At 61.3% G+C, this 20,223-nt stretch carries 13 protein-coding genes; 7 read left to right on the top strand and 6 right to left on the bottom strand.

From position 1 onward, the window contains the following. Positions 1-121: 121 nt before the first annotated feature. Complete coding sequence (gene dacB / locus HX821_RS21060; RefSeq protein ID WP_003219103.1) at positions 122-1,582, bottom strand: D-alanyl-D-alanine carboxypeptidase/D-alanyl-D-alanine-endopeptidase; 1,461 nt, start codon at positions 1,580-1,582, stop codon at positions 122-124. 236 nt (positions 1,583-1,818) lie between these two features. Between dacB and HX821_RS21055 the strand changes: the two genes are divergently transcribed. Continuing rightward, entirely contained in the window at positions 1,819-2,163 is a 345-nt protein-coding gene (locus HX821_RS21055) for a YggL family protein (RefSeq protein ID WP_003219101.1), read from the top strand. 54 nt (positions 2,164-2,217) lie between these two features. On the opposite strand, the gene HX821_RS21050 is transcribed toward HX821_RS21055, so the two are convergent. After that, the gene (locus HX821_RS21050) at positions 2,218-3,408 is read right to left on the bottom strand and encodes a benzoate/H(+) symporter BenE family transporter (protein ID WP_008437554.1); all 1,191 of its coding nucleotides are present in this window, start codon (positions 3,406-3,408) and stop codon (positions 2,218-2,220) included. Positions 3,409-3,737: 329 nt separating this feature from the next. Here HX821_RS21050 and HX821_RS21045 point away from each other — a divergent pair, with 329 nt between their 5' ends. Next, positions 3,738-4,502, top strand: a complete 765-nt coding sequence (locus HX821_RS21045) for a GntR family transcriptional regulator (RefSeq protein WP_003219095.1) — start codon at positions 3,738-3,740, stop codon at positions 4,500-4,502. A 138-nt stretch (positions 4,503-4,640) separates the two neighbouring features. Here the strand turns inward: HX821_RS21045 and guaD are convergent, their stop codons facing one another. The 4 genes from guaD to xdhA form a co-directional block, all read right to left on the bottom strand. Further along, positions 4,641-5,945, bottom strand: a complete 1,305-nt coding sequence (guaD, locus tag HX821_RS21040; protein WP_177036347.1) for a guanine deaminase — start codon at positions 5,943-5,945, stop codon at positions 4,641-4,643. 7 nt (positions 5,946-5,952) lie between these two features. After that, the gene (xdhC, locus tag HX821_RS21035) at positions 5,953-6,795 is read right to left on the bottom strand and encodes a xanthine dehydrogenase accessory protein XdhC (protein WP_177036346.1); all 843 of its coding nucleotides are present in this window, start codon (positions 6,793-6,795) and stop codon (positions 5,953-5,955) included. Positions 6,796-6,917: 122 nt separating this feature from the next. Beyond that, positions 6,918-9,317, bottom strand: a complete 2,400-nt coding sequence (gene xdhB, locus HX821_RS21030) for a xanthine dehydrogenase molybdopterin binding subunit (protein ID WP_003219089.1) — start codon at positions 9,315-9,317, stop codon at positions 6,918-6,920. Continuing rightward, positions 9,310-10,758, bottom strand: a complete 1,449-nt coding sequence (gene xdhA / locus HX821_RS21025) for a xanthine dehydrogenase small subunit (RefSeq protein WP_102368369.1) — start codon at positions 10,756-10,758, stop codon at positions 9,310-9,312. The genes xdhB and xdhA overlap by 8 nt, the downstream gene beginning before the upstream one ends. A 280-nt stretch (positions 10,759-11,038) precedes the next feature. Here xdhA and HX821_RS21020 point away from each other — a divergent pair, with 280 nt between their 5' ends. The 5 genes from HX821_RS21020 to HX821_RS21000 all read left to right on the top strand — a co-directional run bounded on the left by HX821_RS21020 (position 11,039) and on the right by HX821_RS21000 (position 20,130). Next, on the top strand, positions 11,039-11,698 hold the full coding sequence (locus tag HX821_RS21020) for a GntR family transcriptional regulator (protein WP_003219085.1): 660 nt from the start codon (positions 11,039-11,041) through the stop codon (positions 11,696-11,698). A 2-nt stretch (positions 11,699-11,700) separates the two neighbouring features. After that, positions 11,701-15,189, top strand: coding sequence for a chromosome segregation protein SMC (gene smc / locus HX821_RS21015; protein WP_177036345.1), 3,489 nt, complete (start codon positions 11,701-11,703; stop codon positions 15,187-15,189). A 259-nt stretch (positions 15,190-15,448) separates the two neighbouring features. Next, complete coding sequence (gene zipA / locus HX821_RS21010) at positions 15,449-16,300, top strand: cell division protein ZipA (RefSeq protein ID WP_003219080.1); 852 nt, start codon at positions 15,449-15,451, stop codon at positions 16,298-16,300. Between the two features lie 87 nt (positions 16,301-16,387). Next, on the top strand, positions 16,388-18,745 hold the full coding sequence (ligA, locus tag HX821_RS21005; protein ID WP_177022909.1) for an NAD-dependent DNA ligase LigA: 2,358 nt from the start codon (positions 16,388-16,390) through the stop codon (positions 18,743-18,745). A 221-nt stretch (positions 18,746-18,966) separates the two neighbouring features. Further along, on the top strand, positions 18,967-20,130 hold the full coding sequence (locus HX821_RS21000; RefSeq protein WP_177036344.1) for a putative zinc-binding metallopeptidase: 1,164 nt from the start codon (positions 18,967-18,969) through the stop codon (positions 20,128-20,130). Positions 20,131-20,223: the final 93 nt, after the last annotated feature.

The following is a 20,223-nucleotide window of genomic DNA, read 5'->3' as shown; positions in this document are numbered from 1 at the left end:
AAGCTATTAGAGATCAATGTGGGAGCTGGCTTGCCTGCGATAGCATCACCTCGGTATTCCTGATAGACCGAGGCGTATACATCGCAGGCAAGCCAGCTCCCACATTTGATATTTGCTGCTGTTAGAGGACCGGGGCCGCCGCCGCCAGTTTCGGCTGGCGATACAGGTCCAGCAGCACCTGGTCCAGTACCGAGGACGCGCCCCACGGTTTCGGATCGTTGAGAATCGCCACCACAGCCCAGGTATTGCCATTGTTGTCGCGGCTGAACCCGGCAATCGCCCGCACGGTGTTCAGGGTGCCGGTCTTGACGTGGGCTTCGCCGCGCATGGCCGTGGTCTTCAGGCGTTTACGCATGGTGCCGTCGGTGCCGGCAATCGGCAGCGAACTGATGTACTCCGCTGCGTATGGGCTTCTCCACGCCGCTTGCAGCATGGTCGCCATTTCGCGGGCGCTGACCCGTTCAGCACGGGACAGGCCGGAGCCGTTCTCCATCACCAGGTGCGGCGCGGTGATGCCTTTTTTCGCCAGCCACTGGCGCACCACGCGCTGGGCGGCCTTGGCGTCGTCGCCGTCGGCATCGGTGCGGTACTGCGCACCCAGGCTCAGGAACAACTGCTGGGCCATGGTGTTGTTACTGTATTTGTTGATGTCGCGGATGATCTCCGCCAGGTCCGGCGAGAACGCACGAGCCAGCACTTTGGCGTTCTTCGGTACCGGCGCCTGGATGTCGCGGCCCTGGATGCTGCCGCCCAGTTCCTTCCAGATCGCCCGAACGGCGCCGGCGGTGTAGGTGGCGTGGTCCAGCAACGACAGATACGTCTGCGAGCTGCAGCCGTCCGCCAACTGGCCGCTGACGGTCACGGTGACGCTGCCGTCGGCGGCGGTCATCGGGCTGTAGCGCACATCGCCGGTGCATTGCTTGGCGTTGGAGACCTTGACCTGGTTGTCGATGCGGATGCTCGCAATCGGCGGCTCGACCGAGACCAGCACCTTGCCCGAATCATTGCGGGTGACGAAGCGCAGCGCCTTGAGGTTGACCATCAAGGCATCGGGCTTGACCAGGAACGGCTTGTTCTCGTCGTTGCCGTCGTCATTGAACTCCGGCAGTTGCGGCGGGATGAAGAAGCCACGGTCCAGCACCAGGTCGCCGGTCACTTGCTGCACGCCATTGGCCCGCAGGTCGCGCATCAGCAGCCAGAGTTTTTCCATGTTCAGCTTGGGGTCGCCGCCGCCCTTGAGGTACAGGTTGCCGTTCAGGATCCCGCCGCTCAGGGTGCCGTCGGTGTAGAACTCGGTTTTCCACTGATGGTTGGGACCGAGCATTTCCAGGGCCGCGTAGGTGGTGACCAGCTTCATGGTCGAGGCCGGGTTGACCGACACGTCGGCGTTGAACACGGTAGGTGTGCCCGGGCCATTGAGGGGAATCATCACCAGGGACAGGGCATTGTTTTGCAGCTTGGCTTTCTGGAGGGCTTCCTGGACCTTGGGCGGCAGGGAAGTGTTGATCGGGGCGGCGGTAACGGAAAAGGCCAGGGGCAGAAGAAAACTGGCGAGTAACAGTGGACGCAAAGATTTGATCATAAGAATTAAAACCCTACTGCTGAGGGGGTAAAAAGGTGAGGGGTATGTACGAAAAATCCCTCAATGGTCATGAAAGTGTCGGCATTATGCCCCAAGGCTGTCGCACTTGTGGCTGAACGATAGCTGCAATTGGCGGTTTTTTTTACTGGCACTCTGCCGCCTGTCCCAGAGAATCGGGCAAAGGCCTGCTTAAACTGCTAAAGTGCCGCCCGTTATTACTTAAGAGGATTGTTCCAATGGCGACTAACCGTTCCCGGCGTCTGCGCAAAAAACTGTGCGTTGATGAATTTCAAGAGCTGGGTTTCGAACTGAACCTGGACTTCAAAGAAGGTTTGGACGATGAAGCGGTTGACGCTTTCCTCGAAGCATTCCTCACTGAAGCGATGGACGGCAACGGCCTGGACTACGTCGGCGGTGATGACTTCGGTCTGGTTTGCAAAGCCACCCGTGGTTCGGTCAACGAAGAACAGCGTGCCGCTGTTGAAGCGTGGCTGAAGGCTCGTCCAGAGCTGACCCGCGTTGAAGTCAGCGCCCTGCTGGACGCTTGGCACCCAGAAAAGCCGATTAACCCGGCAGTCTGATGTCATGAAAAAGCGACCCGCCCGGGTCGCTTTTTCGTTACTGGGTCTAAAGAATCAGGCCTTGCGCCAGTTCAGAATCACCAGCGTCAACACCCCCGCGACAATCCCCCAGAACGCCGAACCGATGGAAAACAACGTCAACCCCGACGCTGTGACCATGAAGGTGATCAACGCAGCTTCCCGTTCCCTGGGTTCATTCATGGCGATGCTCAGGCCATTGATGATCGAGCCAAACAACGCCAGTGCCGCAATCGACAGCACCAGTTCCTTGGGCAGGGCGGCGAACAACGCGGCCAATGTCGCGCCAAACACCCCGGCGATCCCGTAGAAAATCCCGCACCAGACCGCGGCGGTGTAGCGCTTGTTGCGATCCTCATGGGCATGAGGGCCGGTGCAGATCGCCGCGCTGATGGCTGCCAGGTTGATGCCATGGGAGCCAAACGGCGCCAGCACCAGCGAGGCCAGGCCGGTGGTAGTGATCAATGGCGACGCCGGTACGTTATAGCCGTCGGCCCGCAGCACCGCGACACCCGGCATGTTCTGCGAGGTCATGGCCACCACGAACAGTGGGATGCCGATGCTGATGGTCGCGGCCAGGGAGAAGTGCGGCGTGGTCCACACCGGCGTTGCCACTTCCAGGTGAAAGCCACTGAAATCCAGCAGCCCCATCAGCCCGGACAGTGCCGTGCCGATCAGCAGTGCCGCGAGCACGGCATAACGCGGCGACAGGCGCTTGATGACCAGGTAAGTGAAGAACATCCCCAGTACCAGCCCGGTACGGTGCTGCGCGGCGACGAAAATCTCGCTGCCGATCTTGAACAGAATCCCCGCCAGCAAGGCGGCCGCCAGGGACGCGGGGATGCGCTTGACGAGTTTTTCGAAGCTGCCGGTCAGCCCACAGATGGTCACCAGCACCGCGCAGGTGATGTAGGCGCCGATGGCCTCGCCATAGCTGACGCCGCCCAGGCTGGTGATCAACAGCGCTGCGCCCGGTGTGGACCAGGCAATGGTGATCGGCGTGCGATAGCGCAGGGACAGACCAATGCTGCACACCGCCATGCCGATGGAAATCGCCCAGATCCACGAGGAAATTTGCGCGGTGGTCAGGCCCGCAGCCTGGCCAGCCTGAAACATCAGCACCAGGGAGCTGGTGTAGCCGGTCATCATGGCAATGAAACCGGCGACGATGGCCGAAGGCGAAGTGTCGGCCAGTGGGCGTAATCGCGCTTGGGGGACGTCGGACATGGGGCGGTGTTCCTTTTACCGGGCTGTCTGTAGGAGCGAGCTTGCTCGCGAAGGTCGTTAACGATGACGCTGGCATCCTGACTGAATGCGGTGCTTATACGTTTTTCGCGAGCAAGCTCGCTCCTACAAAGGAGAAAGTGCGGAATCAAGCCTAAACTCAAACGTAACGATTCATTGCAATACAGCCGGCGCCGCAAACAGCCGTACAGTGTGTTGGCGCACTGGGTTGTGTACAATGTGCGCTGATTTTACGCGATACTTGCCAGCGACCCTCTGTGCCGTATTACAGTCAACGTCAATTCGCCGCCGTTCTCCCGACCCGAGTGCCCATGAACGAACAGTTGCAGCCCCTCAAGAAACAGCCGCGAGCCGGTAAGGCCGGTCGCAGTGGAACCCAGGACGATATCGTCTACGCGCATATCTTCGAGGCGATCCTCGAACAACGCCTGGCGCCCGGTACCAAATTGAGTGAAGAAGCGCTGGGCGAAATCTTCGGCGTCAGCCGCACCATCATTCGCCGCGCGCTGTCGCGCCTGGCCCATGAAGGCGTGGTACTGCTGCGGCCCAATCGTGGTGCGGTAGTGGCCAGCCCGAGCGTCGAGGAAGCCCGCCAGGTATTCCTCGCCCGGCGCCTGGTGGAGCGTGCGATCACTGAATTGGCGGTGCAGCATGCCACGGCCGAGCAACTGGCCGAGCTGCGGCAGATGGTCAACGACGAGCGCGACAGCTTCTCCCGGGGCGATCGCGGCGCGGGCATCCGGCTTTCCGGCGAGTTCCACCTGAAGCTGGCCGAGGCGGCGAAGAATGCCCCGCTGATCAGTTTCCAGCGCAGTCTGGTGTCCCAGACCTCGTTGATCATCGCCCAGTACGAAAGCGGCAACCGCTCGCACTGTTCCTACGATGAGCACACGCAGTTGATCGACGCGATCGAAGCGCGGGATGCGGATTTGGCGGTGAACCTGATGATGCATCACATGGATCACATCGACAGCAAGCTCAACCTCGATGAGGAAAGCGCTTCTGACGATCTGCATGCAGTGTTCTCGCATCTGTTGCAGACCAAGAAGCCGGGGCGCTCGTCTGTAAAACTGTAATTTTCCAGGCTCGCCACTAACTAAATGTGGGAGCGGGCTTGCTCGCGAAGGCGGTGGATCAGTCAGCACATCCAGCGACTGACACACCGCCTTCGCGAGCAAGCCCGCTCCCACATTTGTTTTGTTGTACCTGTTAAATCAGCGTTGGTGCACCAATTGCCCCGCCGCATACGTCTGCAACACCGCCCGGTCATCCCCCAGTGTCATCAACACAAACAACGTCTCGGCGATGTTATTGGCCTGCTTCAGGCGATAGCTGAGCAGCGGGGTGGCGTTGTAATCCAGTACCAGGAAGTCCGCGTCAGTGCCGGGTTGCAGCGTGCCGATCTTGTCTTCCAGACGCAGCGCCCGAGCACCACCCAGGGTCGCCAGGTACAACGACTTGAACGGACTCAAGCGCGCCCCTTGCAGTTGCATCACCTTGTACGCTTCGTTCAGGGTTTGCAGCAGCGAGAAGCTGGTGCCACCGCCGACGTCCGTACCCAGGCCGACATTCAGCTTGTGCTTCTCGGCCATCGGCAGGTTGAACAAACCGCTGCCCAGGAAGAAGTTCGACGTCGGGCAGAACGCGACTGCCGAACCGGCTTCTGCCAACCGCGCGCATTCGTCGTCGCACAGGTGCACACCGTGGGCGAACACCGAGCGTTCACCCAGCAGTTTGTAATGGTCGTACACGTCCAGGTAACCCTTGCGTTCCGGGAACAGTTCTTTCACCCATTCCACTTCCTGCAGGTTTTCACTGATGTGAGTCTGCATGTAGAGGTCCGGGTATTCCCCCAGCAGCTGCCCGGCGAGGGTCAGTTGTTCAGGTGTACTGGTCGGTGCGAAACGTGGCGTCACCGCGTAGTGCAAACGGCCCTTGCCGTGCCAGCGCTCGATCAGCGCCTTGCTTTCCGCGTAGCCGGATTCGGCGGTGTCGGTCAAATAGTCCGGCGCGTTGCGGTCCATCATTACCTTGCCGGCGATCATCCGCAGGTCGAGCTTCTCGGCCGCTTCAAAAAACGAGTTCACTGACTGCGGGTGCACGCTGCCAAATACCAGCGCGGTGGTGGTGCCGTTGCGCAGCAGTTCCTTGATGAAAATATCCGCGACTTCTTCGGCGTGGGCATTGTCGGCGAACTGGCTTTCACACGGGAAGGTGTAGGTGTTGAGCCAGTCCAGCAACTGCTCGCCATAGGCACCGACCATGCCGGTCTGCGGCAGGTGGATGTGGGTGTCGATCAGGCCGGGGGTGATCAGCGCGTCCTGGTAATGGGTGACTTCGATGTCGGCGGGCAGGCTGGCGAGCAAGTCGCTGGCGTGGCCAAGGGCACTGATCTGGCCGTTGTCGATCACCAGCAGGCCGTCCTCGAAATATTCGTAGGAGGCTTCGATCCCCACTTCGGCAGGGTCGGCGATGCTGTGCAAAATGGCGGCACGGTAGGCTTTGCGTGTCAAAGGCATGGTCGTCTCAGTTAGTCGCTTGGCTGCGGCGGGATACCGGCAGCAGTTTGGCAATGGGTTCGGCGCTCGCAGTGTGCTGGCCGAAGTTGGCGTTATAGGTGGCGATGATTTCGCCGGCGATGGAGATGGCGATTTCCACAGGCAGTTTGCCTTTGACCTCGGTCAGCCCCATCGGGCAATGCATGCGTTGCAGTTGCGCGGTGTCGAAACCGCGATCCCGCAGGCGGTGTTCAAACTTGACGCGTTTGGTCTTCGAGCCGATCAGGCCGAAGTAGGTGAAGTCATTGCGCTTGAGCAGGGCGGCGGTCAGCTCCAGGTCCAGCGCGTGGTTGTGGGTCATGACGATGCAATAACTGCCCACAGGCAAGTGGTCGATTTCATCCACCGGCTCTTCGCTGACGATTTTACGCACGCCTTGGGGGATGTGTTCCGGGAATTCCTGTTCCCGCGAATCGACCCAGCGCACCCGGCACGGCAGGCTGGCCAGCAACGGCACCAGCGCGCGGCCCACGTGGCCGGCGCCGAACACCGCGATCTGCGCCTGCACCTGGCCCATGGGTTCGAACAACAGCACCGTCACGCCGCCGCAGCACTGGCCCAGGCTGGCGCCGAGGCTGAAGCGCTCCAGGTGGGTGTTTTGCTGGCCGCGCACAAGCATGTCCCGGGCGATCTGCATCGCCTTGTATTCCAGGTGCCCGCCACCGATGGTGTCGAACGTCTGGGCGGCGCTGATCACCATCTTCGAACCGGCGTTGCGCGGCGTGGAGCCGAGCTCTTCGATGATGGTCACCAGCACGCAGGGTTCACCCTGGTTCTGCAGGTCGGCGAGGGCGCTGATCCAGTTGTTCATGTTTACCTCAACATCTCTGTTGTCAGTTCGACCGCCTTCGCGAGCAAGCCCGCTCCCACATTTAAATGTGTTCACAAATCAAAATGTGGGAGCGGGCTTGCTCGCGAAGGCAGCGCCTCGGTCTAAAGCGAAGCCAGCTCGGTTTCCGTTTCCACAGCTTTTGCAGCGGTCAGTTGGCGCATCTGCTCACAGCCCCACAACACCCGCTCCGGCGTCGCCGGTGCATCGATCTTCGGCTGATGGCGATAGTCACCCAGGCTCGCCACGGCGTCCTTGATCGCACACCACGAGGCAATACCAAGCATGAACGGCGGCTCACCCACGGCCTTGGAATGGAACACCGTGTCTTCCGGGTTCTTGCGGTTTTCCACCAGCTTTACCCGCAGGTCCAGCGGCATGTCGGCCACCGCCGGGATCTTGTAGCTGGCCGGACCGTTGGTCATCAGCTTGCCCTTGTTATTCCACACCAGCTCTTCCATGGTCAGCCAACCCATGCCCTGGATGAAGCCGCCTTCGACCTGGCCGATGTCGATGGCCGGGTTCAGCGAGGCGCCCACGTCATGCAGGATGTCGGTGCGCAGCATCTTGTACTCGCCGGTCAGCGTGTCGACGATCACCTCGCAACAGGCCGCGCCGAACGCGAAGTAGTAGAACGGCCGCCCACGTGCCTGGCTGCGGTCGTAGAAGATTTTCGGGGTCTTGTAGAAGCCCGTGCTGGAGAGCGACACCTGGGCGAAATACGCCTGCTGGATCAGCGCTTCAAAGGTCAGGATGTGATCGCGGACCCGCACATGCCCGTTGTGGAATTCAACGTCGGCCTCGCTGACTTCATATTTGCGCGCGGCAAATTCCACCAGGCGCTGCTTGATGGTTTCGGCGGCATTCTGTGCGGCTTTACCGTTCAGGTCGGCGCCGCTGGAAGCCGCCGTCGGCGAGGTGTTGGGCACCTTGTCGGTGTTGGTGGCGGTGATCTGCACGCGGTCGATTTCCACCTGGAAAATCTCGGCCACCACCTGCGCGACCTTGATGTTCAACCCCTGGCCCATCTCGGTGCCACCGTGGTTCAGGTGGATGCTGCCGTCGGTGTAGATGTGGATCAGCGCACCGGCCTGGTTGAGGAAACTGGCGGTGAAGGAAATGCCGAACTTTACCGGTGTGAGTGCCAGGCCTTTTTTCAGGATCGGGCTGTTGGCGTTATAGCGACGGATCGCTTCGCGGCGCTCGAAATACTGGCTGCTTTGTTCGAGTTCGGCGGTCATCTCTTCGAGCATGTTGTGCTCGACGGTCTGGTAGTAGTGGGTGACGTTGCGCTCGGTCTTGCCGTAGTAGTTGGCCTTGCGCACGGCCAGCGGGTCGAGGGCCAGGTGCCGGGCAATCGCGTCCATCACTTCCTCGATGGCGACCATGCCTTGGGGGCCGCCGAAGCCGCGGTAAGCGGTGTTGGAGGCGGTGTTGGTCTTGCAGCGGTGGCCGTTGACGGTGGCGTCGCCCAGGTAATACGAGTTGTCGGAGTGGAACATTGCGCGATCGACAATCGAGTTCGACAGATCCGGTGAGCAACCGCAGTTGCCCGCCAGGTCCAGGTTGATGCCGTGCAGCCGGCCACTGTCGTCGAAGCCTACGTCGTACTCGATATAGAACGGGTGGCGCTTGCCGGTCATCAGCATGTCTTCGACACGCGGCAGGCGCATTTTGGTCGGCTGGCCGGTGAGGCGTGCGACCACCGCACACAGGCATGCCGGGCTGGCGGCCTGGGTTTCCTTGCCGCCAAAACCACCGCCCATGCGGCGCATGTCGACCACGATTTTGTTCATCGATACGTCGAGTACTTCGGCCACCAGCTTCTGTACTTCGGTGGGGTTTTGCGTGGAGCAGTAGACGATCATGCCGCCGTCTTCGGTGGGCATCACCGAGGAGATCTGGGTTTCCAGGTAGAAGTGTTCCTGACCGCCGATGTGCAGGGTGCCCTGGATACGGTTCTTCGCGGTCGCCAGTGCGCCCGCCGAATCACCGCGCTGGTGGGTGTGGCTGTCGAGCACGAAATGTTTTTTGCGAAACGCCTCGACCACGTCCAGCACCGGCTCCAGGTCTTCGTATTCGATCACAGCGGCCATCGCCGCCTTGCGTGCGGTTTCCAGGTCGCGGGCGGCGACGGCCAGCACCACCTGGCCGACGAACTGCACGGTGTCGATGGCCAGCAACGGGTCGCCGGGCATCAACGGGCCGATGTCTTTCAGACCCGGCACGTCTTCGTGGGTGATGACGATGCGCACGCCTTCAAATGCATAGCAGGGCGCGGTGTCGATGCTGAGGATCTTCGCGTGGGCGCGGTCCGACATGCGTGCGTAGAGGTGCAACTGGTTGGGAAATTCCAGGCGGTCATCGATGTACTGCGCTTCGCCCGAGACATGCTTGGCGGCGCTGTCGTGCTTGACGCTGCGACCGACGCCGCTGGTCAGGTCCTTGGCAAACAGTTCGGCGAGTTCGGCCTGGGATTTTTCCACGGCGTGATGGTTAGACATAAGCGGTCACCCGAGTCTCGATGTGCGGCGTTTGCAGTTCGATGAAGTATTTGCGCAGCAGGTTCTGTGCGCTGAGCAGGCGGTATTCCTTGCTGGCGCGGAAGTCCGACAGCGGGGTGAAATCCTCGGCCAGGGCCGCGCAGGCTTTTTCCACGGTGGCGGAATTCCAGGTGGCGCCGTTCAGTACGGCTTCGCAGTTCTTCGCGCGTTTTGGGGTGGCGGCCATGCCGCCGAACGCCACGCGGGCATCGTCGATCACACCGTTAGTGATCTTCAGGTTGAAGGCCGCGCAGACGGCAGAGATGTCATCGTCCAGGCGCTTGGAAACCTTGTAGGCACGGAACAGCGGCACGCCTTTGGGCACAATGATCTTCTCGATGAATTCGCTGTCCTGGCGGGCAGTCACGCGGTAGTCGATGAAATAGTCTTCCAGCGCCAGGGTACGGCGGGTGTTGCCCTTGCACAGCACGATTTGCGCGCCGAGGGCGATCAGCAGTGGCGGCGAATCACCGATGGGCGAGGCGTTGCCGATATTGCCGCCCAGCGTGCCCTGGTTGCGGATCTGCAACGAGGCGAAACGGTGGAGCAATTCGCCGAAGTCCGGGTATTCGTGGTTGAGCGCGCTGTAGCAATCGGACAGGGGAGTGGCAGCGCCGATTTCCAGGCGGTCGTCGAAGCTTTCGATGCGCTTCATCTCTTCGATATTGCCGACGTAGATCATCACCGGCAGCGTGCGGTGGAACTGGGTGACTTCCAGCGCCAGGTCGGTGCCGCCGGCCAACAGCCGGGCTTGTGGGTAAGCGTCGTAAAGGTCCGCCAGGTCGGCGACGGTCAGCGGCACCAGGCAGCGTTTGTCGCCGCTGTTCAACTCGCCGGTTTGCGTCGGGGCGATGGCTTTCAGGCGGGCGATGGTGTCGGCCTGGCGACTGTCGAACTGGTCCTGGGGCTTGTTGCAGCAGGCCTGTTCGGCGGCCGCAAGAATCGGGCGATAGCCGGTGCAGCGGCAGAGGTTGCCGGCCAGGGCTTCGTGGGCCTTTTGGCTGTCGGGTGCATCACTGTTCTTTTGCAGGGCGAACAGCGACATCACAAAGCCCGGGGTGCAGAAGCCGCATTGCGAACCGTGGCACTCCACCATGGCCTGTTGCACGCTGTGGAGTTGGCCCTGGTGCTTGAGGTCTTCGACGCTGATCAGTTGTTTGCCGTGCAGGGACGAGACAAACGTCAGGCACGAATTGAGGCTGCGATAGCGAATCTGCTCGGCGCCCTGATCGTCGGTGTGCAACTCGCCGACTACCACGGTGCAGGCGCCACAGTCGCCGCTGGCGCAGCCTTCCTTGGTGCCGGATTTGCCCAGGTGCTCACGCAAATAGTTGAGCACGGTCAGGTTCGGGTCCAGGGCGTGCTCGCTACGGAGCTCCTGGTTTAGTAAAAACTGGATCACGGAAGGCCTCGCAGACTCATTATTGTTGTTAACCGCTTTGCGCCGAATCTAGTCATGTCTGACTTTTCGGTCAACGATTTTCTGACCGAAAGGTCAAGAAAATGCGATATCAACATCCTTAATTATGGTCCAGTTCTCTGGAACCGCCGTTTTTGGGGGCTTCTGGACTTTAATGGCTGCTTATTTCATGCCAAATTCCGCTCTGTGGGCCGTACGCCATCAACCGGCAAGTGCGCTACACTGCCGCGCTTGTACCGATAGAAGATTTTGAAGGGAAAACATGACGTTCAAGGCGCCGGATAGTCTTGCCGAGCAAATCGCTCACCACCTCGCCGAACGTATCATTCGCGGCGATCTCAAGCCTGGGGAGCGGATCCAGGAGCAGAAGGTCACACTGGCGCTGAATGTCAGTCGTGGTTCCGTGCGCGAAGCCTTGCTGATCCTCGAGCGCCGGCACTTGATTGCGATCCTGCCGCGCCGTGGCGCCCACGTCACCGAGCTGACTGCCCACAAGGTGCAAAGCCTGTGCACGCTGATGGGCGAGCTGTACATCCTGCTGGGCAATGCGGTCGCCGCCGGCTGGCAGACCCAGGCCGACATGGCGCCGTTCGTGCAAATCCAGCAGCGCCTGATCGCCAGCTTCGAACGCCAGGACATCCGCGCCTTCGTTGAAGAGAGCTTCAACGTGATGCGTGCCGCCTATCCGTTCGCCAACAACCCGTACCTGCAGGAAACCGTCGAGAACCTGCAGCCGGCGATGAACCGCGCCTATTACCTGGCGTTGGATCAGCGCAAGGCGTCCATGAGCGAGTACCTGGTGCTGTTCGAGCAATTGCTCGCCGCCGTGCTGGCCCGTGACCTGCCGCAGATTCGCCTGGTGCTCTCGGCCTACGGCGAGCGCAGTTGCTCGCTGGTCATTGCTGCGTTGGCGGAAGCCTAAGCGTGCGGCTCAAGTGCATCAAACTGGCGGGGTTCAAATCCTTCGTCGACCCGACCACGGTGAACTTCCCCAGTAACATGGCGGCAGTGGTCGGGCCCAATGGCTGCGGCAAGTCGAACATCATCGACGCCGTACGCTGGGTGATGGGCGAGAGCTCCGCAAAAAACCTGCGTGGCGAGTCGATGACCGACGTCATCTTCAACGGCTCCACCAGCCGCAAGCCGGTGAGCCAGGCCAGCATCGAACTGGTGTTCGACAATTCCGACGGCACCCTGGTGGGCGAGTACGCGGCCTATGCGGAAATCTCCATTCGCCGCAAAGTGACCCGCGACAGCCAGAACAGCTACTTCCTCAACGGCACCAAGTGTCGCCGCCGGGACATCACCGACATCTTCCTCGGTACCGGCCTGGGCCCGCGCAGCTATTCGATCATCGAACAGGGGATGATCTCCAAGCTGATCGAAGCCAAGCCCGAAGACCTGCGTAACTTTATCGAGGAAGCGGCCGGCATCTCCAAGTACAAGGAACGCCGCCGCGAGACCGAAAACCGTATCCGCCGTACCCATGAAAACCTTGCCCGCCTGACTGACCTGCGTGAAGAGCTGGAGCGCCAGCTGGAGCGCCTGCACCGCCAGGCCCAGGCCGCCGAGAAGTATCAGGAATACAAGGGCGAGGAGCGTCAGCTCAAGGCGCAACTGTCGGCCCTGCGCTGGCAGGCGTTGAATAACCAGGTGGGCCAGCGCGAAGCAATCATCGGCACCCAGGAAATCAGCTTCGAAGCCCTGGTGGCCGAGCAGCGCAATGCCGACGCCAGCATCGAACGCCTGCGGGACGGTCACCATGACCTGTCCGAGCGCTTCAATCTGGTGCAGGGGCGCTTCTATTCGGTGGGCGGCGATATCGCCCGGGTCGAGCAGAGCATCCAGCACGGCCAGCAGCGTTTGCGCCAGTTGCAGGACGACTTGAAAGAAGCCGAGCGTGCGCGCCTGGAAACCGAATCGCACCTGGGCCACGACCGCACCTTGCTGCTGACCCTTGGGGAGGAGCTGGACATGCTCACTCCCGAGCAGGAAGTCACCAGCGCCGCTGCCGAGGAAGCCGCTGCGGCCCTGGAAGAATCCGAAACCACCATGCACGCCTGGCAGGAGCAGTGGGACACGTTCAACCTGCAATCTGCCGAGCCGCGCCGCCAGGCTGAGGTGCAGCAGTCACGCATCCAGCAACTGGAAACCAGCATGGAGCGCCTGGCCGAGCGTCAGCGGCGCCTGGTGGAAGAGCGCGTGCTGCTCGCTGCCGACCCGGAAGATGCAGCGATCCTCGAACTGAGCGAGAAACTCGCCGAAAGCGAAATGACGCTGGAAGAGCTGGAAGCCAGCGAAGAACAACAAGTGGAGCGCCTCGAGCAATTGCGTCAGCAACTGCAGCAGGCGACCCAGGCACAGCAGCAGGCCCAGGGCGATTTGCAGCGGCTCAACGGCCGGTTGGCCTCCCTGGAAGCCTTGCAGCAAGCGGCGCTTGACCCGGGCACCGGCACGGCTGAATGGCTGCGTGACCAACACCTGGCCGAGCGTCCGCGCCTGGCCGAAGGCCTGAAGGTTGAAGCCGGTTGGGAGCTGGCGGTGGAAACCGTGCTCGGCGCCGACCTGCAAGCGGTGCTGGTGGATGATTTTGGCGGGTTTGACCTGGCGGGTTTTGCCCAGGGCGATCTGCGTTTGCTCAGCCCGGCGGCGGACGGCACTCGCGTGCCGGGCAGCCTGCTGGATAAAGTGGAGGCGGCGATTGACCTGTCGCCCTGGCTCGGCCAGGTCAAGCCGGTCGACAGCCTTGAGCAGGCCCTGGCCCAGCGCGGGCAGTTGGCCGCCGGGCAAAGCCTGATCAGCCGTGATGGCTTTTGGGTCGGCCGGCACTTTTTGCGGGTACGGCGTGCCAGCGAAGCGGAAAGCGGCGTATTGGCCCGTGGCCAGGAAATCGTCAACCTGACCGCCGAGCGCGAAGAGCGCGAAGCCACACTCGAGTCCCTGGAAAACCAGCTGCAAACCCTGCGCGCCACCCAGCGCCAGCAAGAGACCGGCCGCGAACACCTGCGCCGGCTGTTGCAGGACGAAGCGCGCCAGCAGGGCGAATTGAAAGCCCAGCTCTCGGCGAGCAAGGCCAAGGTCGAGCAACTGACCCTGCGCCGCACCCGGCTCGACGAAGAAGTGGCCGAGATGGGCGAGCAACGCGCCCTCGAACACGAACAAGTCGGCGAAGCACGCCTGCAATTGCAGGAAGCCCTCGACAGCATGGCCCTGGACACCGAGCAGCGCGAGTTGCTGCTGGCCCAGCGCGACAGCTTGCGCGAGCGCCTCGACCGGGTGCGCCAGGAAGCTCGCCAGCACAAGGATCACGCCCATCAATTGGCCGTGCGCCTCGGCTCCCTGCGGGCGCAGCACGACTCCACGCGCCAGGCCCTTGAGCGCCTGGAAATGCAGTCCGAACGCCTGACCGAAAAACGCGAGCAACTGAGCCTCAACCTGGAGGAGGGCGAGGCCCCGCTGGAAGAGCTGCGCCTGAAGCTTGAAGAGTTGCTCGACAAGCGCATGACCGTCGACGAAGAGCTCAAGACCGCCCAGATCGCCCTGGAAGACGCCGACCGCGAACTGCGCGACGCAGAAAAACGCCGGACCCAGGCCGAGCAACAGTCGCAACTGATCCGGGGCCAGCTCGAACAGCAGCGCATGGAATGGCAGGCCCTGACGGTGCGCCGCAAAACCCTGCAAGACCAGTTGCTGGAAGACGGCTACGACCTGCACGGCGTGCTCAATACCCTGACCGCCGAGGCCAACGAGAAAGAAGCCGAAGAAGAACTTGAGCGGATTGCCGCGCGCATTCAACGACTCGGCGCGATCAACCTCGCGGCCATCGACGAGTACCAGCAGCAGTCCGAGCGCAAACGTTATCTGGATGCGCAGAACGCCGATCTTGTCGAAGCGCTGGACACCCTGGAGAACGTGATCCGCAAGATCGACAAGGAAACCCGTAATCGCTTCAAAGATACCTTTGATCAGATTAATGGCGGTTTACAGGCGTTATTCCCGAAAGTTTTCGGTGGTGGCAGCGCTTACTTGGAACTGACGGGCGAAGATCTACTCGATACAGGGGTAACGATCATGGCGCGGCCTCCGGGCAAGAAGAACAGCACCATCCATTTGTTGTCTGGTGGCGAGAAGGCACTGACCGCATTGGCCCTGGTATTTGCGATCTTCAAGTTGAACCCGGCGCCGTTTTGCATGCTCGACGAAGTTGACGCCCCGCTGGATGACGCTAACGTTGGACGGTACGCCCGACTGGTTAAAGAGATGTCCCAGACGGTGCAGTTCATCTATATCACCCACAACAAGATCGCCATGGAAATGGCCGATCAATTGATGGGCGTGACGATGCACGAGCCGGGCTGTTCGCGATTGGTGGCGGTGGATGTCGAAGAGGCGATGGCGCTGGTGGAATCCTGAGCCGCAGGTCGAAGGAGGATTTTCAGCAGGACGTAAGGTGATTTACCGGTCTGGGAAAAGTGGCAAATGGACATATTTGTTCAAGGCATTTTGACAGACGGTGTAAAGTTATCTTTGGTCGTGCTAGTTTAATGTCAAATTTTCGTATGCGTGGGCAAAACGTCATTCAGAACATAGAGTTGGCGCCACGTTTTAAAGCGGTTTGCACGGTGCTAAACCCCTTATTTTTCAGCATTTTTTATTAGAGGCACGGGATTACATGGAAATCGGTCTGCGCGAGTGGCTGATCGTCATCGGCATTATTGTCATTGCCGGTATTCTTTTTGATGGCTGGCGCCGGATGCGTGGCGGCAAGGGCAAGTTGAAATTTCGCCTGGACCGCAACCTGTCCAATTTGCCGGACGACGACGGCAGCGCCGAGCTGCTGGGGCCACCGCGTGTCCTGGACAACCATAAAGAACCGCACCTGGACGAGCACGACCTGCCGTCGATGAGCGCACCGGTGCGTGAAGCCCGTGAACCCAAGCGCGGTAAGCGCAGCGCGGCCAGCGAGCCATCCCAGGGCGACCTGAACCTGGACCTGGAAGAAGGCCCGAGCTTCAGCAGCCGTGATGACGACTTCCCGGATGAGTCCCCGGCCAAGAGCGCCCATAAAGAATCCGTCAAGGACCAGCCGGCTGCCGAAGAGGTGCTGGTGATCAGCGTGATCTGCCGTGACGCCGCCGGCTTCAAGGGCCCGGCCCTGCTGCAGAATATTCTGGAAAGCGGTCTGCGCTTTGGCGAGATGGATATTTTCCATCGCCACGAAAGCATGGCCGGCAACGGCGAAGTCCTGTTCTCCATGGCCAATGCGGTCAAGCCGGGCATCTTCGATCTGGACGACATCGACCATTTCAGCACTCCGGCGGTGAGCTTCTTCCTCGGCTTGCCGGGCCCGCGTCACCCGAAACAAGCGTTCGACGTGATGGTGGCGGCAGCTCGCAAGCTGTCCCAGGAACTCAACGGCGAACTCAAGGACGATCAACGCAGCGTCCTGACCGCCCAGACCATCGAGCATTACCGTCAGCGCATCGTCGAGTTCGAGCGTCGTGCCCTGACACAGAAGCGCTAAGGTCCAAGCTTAAGCGTTGCCTGTAGAATCCATGCACTAACATATTGAGCAGCTTCGGCTGCTCTTTTGCTTTATGAGAGAACACCCATGACCGCCGCCCACACCCGCATCCTCGAACTGCGCGCTGAACTGGATCAGCACAACTACCGTTACCACGTCCTCGACGAGCCGAGCATTCCGGACGCCGAGTACGACCGTTTGTTCCACGAGCTCAAGGCGCTTGAAGCCGAGCACCCGGAGCTGGTAACCCGTGATTCACCGACGCAGCGGGTCGGCAGTGCGGCATTGTCTGCGTTCACTCAGGTACGCCACGAAATCCCGATGCTCAGCCTCGGCAACGCCTTTGATGAAAGTACCATGCTGGAATTTGATCGCCGGGTGACCGAAGGCCTGGATCTGCCGGTGGGAGACTTGTTTGGCGGCGGCGCGGCGGTGGAATACAGCTGTGAGCCGAAGCTCGATGGCCTGGCGGTCAGCCTGCTGTATCAGGACGGTGAGCTGGTGCGTGGCGCCACCCGCGGCGATGGCACCACTGGCGAAGACATCAGCGTCAACGTGCGTACCGTACGCAACATTCCTTTGAAACTGCACGGCACCGGCTGGCCGGCGACCCTCGAAGTGCGCGGCGAAGTATTCATGTCCAAGGCCGGTTTCGAGCGGCTGAACGCCACCCAGCTGGAAGTTGGCGGCAAGACCTTCGCCAACCCGCGCAACGCGGCGGCGGGTAGCCTGCGTCAGCTGGACTCGAAGATCACCGCCAGCCGTCCGCTGGAATTCTGCTGCTATGGCGTGACCACGGATATCAGCGACACCCACATCGGCAACCTGCAACAGCTGAAGAAGTGGGGCATGCCCATCAGCCATGAGCTGAAGCTGGCCAAGGGGATTCAGGATTGCCTCGACTACTACCGCGATATCGGTGAGCGCCGCAACGCCTTGCCCTATGAAATCGACGGCGTGGTGTTCAAGGTCAACAGCATTGCCTACCAGCGGGAGCTGGGCTTCCGTGCCCGCGAGCCGCGCTGGGCAATTGCCCATAAATTCCCGGCCATGGAAGAGCTGACCGAGCTGCTTGACGTTGAATTCCAGGTCGGCCGCACCGGCGCTGTGACACCCGTGGCACGCTTGAAACCGGTCAAGGTCGCGGGTGTGACCGTGTCCAACGCCACACTGCACAACATGGACGAGGTGGCACGCCTGGGCCTGATGATCGGCGACACGGTGATCATCCGCCGTGCCGGTGATGTGATTCCGCAGGTGGTGTCGGTTGTCACCGAGCGTCGCCCGGAAAACGCCCGTGCGGTGCAGATCCCCGAGAGTTGCCCGGTGTGCGGCTCCCACGTTGAGCGTACCCAACTGGTCAAGCGCAGCAAGGGCAAGGAAACCGTCAGTGAAGGCGCGGTATACCGCTGCGTCGGGCGCCTGGCCTGTGGTGCGCAGCTCAAGCAGGCGATCATCCATTTCGTTTCGCGCCGGGCCATGGACATCGATGGCCTGGGCGACAAGACCATCGAGCAACTGGTGGACGAAAAACTCATCGGCTCGCCGGCGGATCTCTACAAGCTCAAGTACGAGCAGATCATCGACCTGGAAGGTTTTGCCGACGTTTCCAGCAAGAAGCTGATTGCCTCTATTGAAAACAGCAAGACGCCAACCCTCGCACGGTTTATCTACGCCCTGGGCATTCCCGATGTGGGCGAGGAGACGGCCAAGGTGCTGGCGCGCTCGCTGGCATCCCTGGAGCGCGTGCAGCAGGCCTTGCCGGAAGTGCTGACGTACTTGCCGGACGTTGGCCTGGAAGTGGCCCACGAGATTCACAGCTTCTTTGAAGACAGCCATAACCAGGACGTGATCGGCGCCTTGCTCTCCAGGGAGGAGTGCGGCCTGGAGTTGCAGGAACAGGGCGACCTGAGCGCCGAGTTTGCGGCCAGCACCACGTTGGGCGGCTTGCTCGACAAGCTGCACGTGCCGTCCGTGGGCCCGGGCGCCGCGCAGAAACTCGCCGACAAATTCGGCTCCCTCGAAGGCGTGATCAAGGCCGACTGGCTCGACATGCGCCAGGCTTTGCCGGAGAAGCAGGCCAAGGCCGTCCGGGACTTTTTTGATATTGAAGAAAACGCCCGGCGCGCGCTGGCCATCGAGCAACAGCTCAAGGACTTCGGCATGCACTGGCAGAGTGAGAAGAAAGTCGTCGAAGGCTTGCCCGAGGCCGGTCACACCTGGGTGCTCACCGGCTCCCTGGAACTGATGAGCCGCGATGTTGCCAAGGAAAAACTCGAAAGCCTGGGCGCCAAGGTGGCGGGCTCGGTGTCGGCGAAAACCCATTGCGTGGTCGCCGGGCCGGGCGCGGGTTCGAAGCTCGCCAAGGCCACTGAGCTGGGCTTGAAAGTGCTGGATGAAGAGGCGTTCGTGGCATTTTTGGCCAAGCACAACATCACGGTTTGATGCTTTTGTGGTGAGGGGGCTTGTCCCCCGTTGGGCTGCGCAGCGGCCCCAGAACCCGCTATCGAGTTCTAGCTGAAAGAACCGGTTGACCTTACTGGGGCTGCTTTGCAGCCCAACGGGGGACAAGCCCCCTCGCCACAAGTAATAAGCCGCCAATAAAAAACTGGAACGATCAGCTCGTAACCATGATCTAGTCTTGGGCAGCCCTGGGAGAGATCGCCATGTACCGCTTCTTCGAGCAACTCAGTTCGCGTATTGCCGCACCGTTCATGGCCGAGACCTCGCGCAACAGCAAGGTCTGGCAGTGTCGCTGTGGGCAGTCCCTGTTCTTTCGCAACAGCCAGTGCCTGGCCTGTTCGGCGCTGCTGGGCTATCAGCCGGAGCAGAGTCGCCTGTCCTCCCTGCAGCCCGGCCCGTATGCCGATACCTGGCTGCTGGACGCCGGCCCTGAAGCCGGTGCCTTTCGCCGCTGCGCCAACCTCGACACGCCGGCCGCCTGCAACTGGCTGCTGCCCGCCGACAACGGCCAGGTCTTGTGCGTGGCCTGCAGCCTGAACCGCACCATTCCCGACCTGTCGATCCCCGAAAACCCCGAACGCTGGCGCAAGGTCGAAACCGCCAAGCGTCGTCTGGTGGCCCAACTCATCAGCCTGGGCTTGCAGGTGATTCCCAAGACGGTCGATGAAGACACCGGCCTGGCCTTCGATTTTGTCGGCATCGACCTGGAAGGCAACGCGCCCACCACCGGCCACGCCAATGGCCTGATCACCCTCGACATCAAGGAAGCCGACGACGCCCACCGTGAGAAAATTCGCGTACAGATGCGCGAGCCTTACCGCACCTTGCTCGGTCACTTCCGTCACGAGGTCGGCCATTACTACTGGGACCGCCTGATCGCCAACAGCCATTGGCTGGAGCCGTTCCGCACGCTGTTCGGTGACGAGCGCGCCAGCTACGCCGACGCCCTGGAGCAGCACTACCAGAACGGCCCGCGCCCGGACTGGCAGCAAACCTGCGTCAGCGCCTACGCCACCATGCACCCGTGGGAAGACTGGGCGGAAACCTGGGCGCATTACCTGCACATGATGGACGCCGTCGACACCGCGCTGGGCTTCGGCATGAGCGCCCGGGAGATGGACCTGGATTACCAGCCGTTCCCCCTCAGCACCCTCTACGACCCCGGGCATCCCGGCGGCACGGCGTTCCTGTCATTCGTCAATGCGTGGATCGAACTGGCCGGCATGCTCAACGAACTGTCCCGCAGCATGGGCCAGCCGGATTTCTATCCGTTCGTCCTGCCGCCGGCGGTGATTGCCAAGCTGCACTTCATTCACCTGGTGATCCAGCAAGAGGGCGGTCGGGCGGACGAGGTCGTGCTTTTGTAGGAGCAAGCTTGCTCCTGCAGCCAAGTACTTGAACCATCAGATATTTTTAATCCCGCGCCAACGGTTGTAACTTCCGATGAGATCGGTACAATG

The organism is Pseudomonas sp. B6001, assembly GCF_013386015.1.
Classification (GTDB): Bacteria; Pseudomonadota; Gammaproteobacteria; order Pseudomonadales; family Pseudomonadaceae; genus Aquipseudomonas.
This window is presented reverse-complemented; position numbering and strand designations above follow the sequence as displayed.